Source organism: Nonomuraea sp. NPDC004354, from assembly GCF_053602555.1.
Genome location: NZ_JBSGDV010000051.1, coordinates 1 through 2,638, shown reverse-complemented (window position 1 = coordinate 2,638; position 2,638 = coordinate 1). Strand labels below are relative to the sequence as shown.

General features: G+C 70.8%; 2 protein-coding genes. Both read right to left on the bottom strand.

What is annotated here, in order from left to right; all coding sequences use genetic code 11:
- Positions 1 to 2,195: AMP-binding protein (locus ACWENQ_RS46020; RefSeq protein ID WP_452419802.1), on the bottom strand; the 2,195-nt coding region annotated here is incomplete at its 3' end.
- A partial coding sequence (locus ACWENQ_RS46015; protein WP_452419801.1) for a phosphopantetheine-binding protein occupies positions 2,192 to 2,638 on the bottom strand: 447 nt, incomplete at its 5' end. The genes ACWENQ_RS46020 and ACWENQ_RS46015, both read right to left, overlap by 4 nt.

The following is a 2,638-nucleotide window of genomic DNA, read 5'->3' as shown; positions in this document are numbered from 1 at the left end:
TGCACCCGCGCCACCAGCGCCGACGGCAACGCCTCACCCGAACACACCACCCGCCGCAACGACGGCACCGCCAGCTCCGGCTCCTCCACCAGCGCGTCCAGCATCGACGGCACGAAGTGCACCATCGACACTCGTTCCCGTCGCATCAGGTCCACCAGCGCGGTCGCGTCCAGGTGGGCCCCGGGCGGCGCCACCACCAGGCCCGCCCCTTCCATCAGGGGCCAGAACAGCTCCCACACCGACACGTCGAAGGTGAACGGCGTCTTCTGGACCACCCGGTCTCCGGCGCCGAGCGGGAACGTCTCGCCCATCCACACCAGGCGGTTCGCGATGGCCCGATGCGACACCATCACGCCCTTCGGCGTCCCCGTCGAGCCCGACGTGTAGATGACGTAGGCGGGAGCGCTCGGCGGGATCGGCAGGCCCAGCGGCGCGGCGTCACCGGAAGCGCCGGGTTCGACGGTGGCGAGTCCCGGGAAGCGGTCAGGCTCGTCGGTGATCACCACGCGCGTGCGGGCGTCCTCGACCATGAAGTCCAGCCGCTGGTCGGGGTAGCCGGGGTCGAGCGGCAGGTAGGCCCCTCCGGCCGTCATCACCGCGTGCACGGCCACGACCAGGTCGACGCTCCTCGGCAGGCACACACCCACCACGTCACCCAGCCCGACACCCCGCTCCCGCAACACCGAGGCCAGCCCGTTCACCCGCGCACCGAACTCGGCATACGACAACCAGACACCGTCGCCGCCACAGATCGCCGGAGCGTCCGGCACCTCGGCCACCCGCCGCGCCACCACCTCCGGCAACGCCACGAACTCCCGCGCCTCACCCGTCGCGTTCCACCCCTCCACCGCCGCCACGTCGGCGGACAGGAGGTCGTCGGACTCGCGCGGGTCGGCGGCCGGATTCTCGGCGATCTTCGCGAAGACGCGGCGGTAGTACTCGCCGGCCTGCACGACCTGGTCCGCGGAGAACTGCGTGATGTCGTACTTGAGCTTCAGCTCCAGCCCGCCGGCCTGGGGCGACCAGGTGAAGTTGGCGGACAGGGGCAGGTTGGTCTGCTCGAAGAACTCGCTCTCCACGACCTGGATCGCCCCGCCCGGACCGAGGTCCCGGTAGACGTGGAAGTCGCGGTAGTCGAAGAGCACGTCGATCACCGGGGAGCGCTGGGCGAGGCGCTGCATCTCGAACAGCGGGTAGAGCCGGTGCGGCAGGAACGCCACCTCCGCGGCGAAGACCCGCTTGATCAGCTCGTCCCAGCTCGCCACGGCGGTGCCCACCCGCACGGGCACGCTGTTGAGGAACAGCCCGAGGACCTGCTCGGCCGCCTCGTGCTCGGGCCTGCCGTGCGTCACGATCCCGGTGACGACATCGCTGTCGCCCGTCAGGAGCGCCAGCACGCGCAGGTGTCCCGCGAGCAGCACGGTGCGCAGCGGCACCCTGGCCTGCCGCGCCGCCTGCTCCAGGCCCTTGACGACCTGGTCGTCGAGGGGTACGGCGTGCGAAACGGTGTCTTCGGCGTCCCCCGTGCGGTAGCCGGGCAGCCTGGGCAGCGCGGTCATCGGCGCGTCGGCCAGCATGTCCCGCCAGAACTGTTCGGTCTCCGGCGAGGCCACCGCCGCCTTCTCGCGGGCGACGAAGTCCCTGAAGGTGGAGGGCGGCGGGGCGGCGGGCGCCTGCCGTACGCCGTCGAGCCCCGCGGCGTAGCGGTCGAGCAGCTCGGTCACCAGCGAGGCGACGCTCCACCCGTCGAGGATCGCGTGGTGGAAGCTCAGCGTGAGGGCGAACCGTTCAGGGGCGAGGTGGTGGATGACGGCGCGGAAGAGCGGCGGCGCCTCCCAGTCGAAGGGGCGGTGCTTCTCCTGGTCGCGCCAGATGCTCAGGCGCGACCTGGGGTCCTCGAACCCGGACAGGTCGATCTCCTGCACGGGCGGCTCGACGTCCTTCCAGACCAGCTGGATGGGCTCGTCGAAACCGGTCAGGTCGAACGAGGTGCGCAGCACCGCGTGGCGGTCCATGACCTCGCGCAGGGCGGCACGGAAGGTGTCGCTCTGGTAGGGGCCGCGCAGGTTCAGGGTGAAGACGTCATGGTAGGTCGCCGAGTCTTCCTGGTAGGCGCTGTGGAAGAGCATGCCCGACTGCAGCGCGGTCAGGGGGTAGGCGTCCTCGAGTTCGGTCGCGGGTTGTGTCGCCGTCAACGCTTGCCTCCTTGGAAACGCTGCTTCAGCCGATCCAGGTCCGCGGCTCCGAGCATGCTGAACGCCTCGCTGCCGCGGCTCTCGTTCACCGTCCCGGTGGTGATCACCCGGGCGAGCTCGCGCACCGTCTGGTGGACGAAGACGTCCTCGAGCGCGAGGGCGTACCCTCGCGCCCGGAGGCGCGCGACGATCTTGAGCGATCTGATGGAGTCGCCGCCCAGCGCGAAGTAGCTGTCGTGGGCGCCGGGGGCCGGGACGCCCAGCACCTCCGCCCATACTTCGGCCACGGCCCGCTCGATCTCACCGCTCGGTTCCTCGTACGGCACGCCGGCGGGGGCGTCGGGTTCGGGGAGGGCTTTGCGGTCGAGTTTGCCGTTGGCGGTCACCGGCAACCGATCCAACACCGTGAACGACGACGGCACCATGTGCTCCGGCAACCCCTG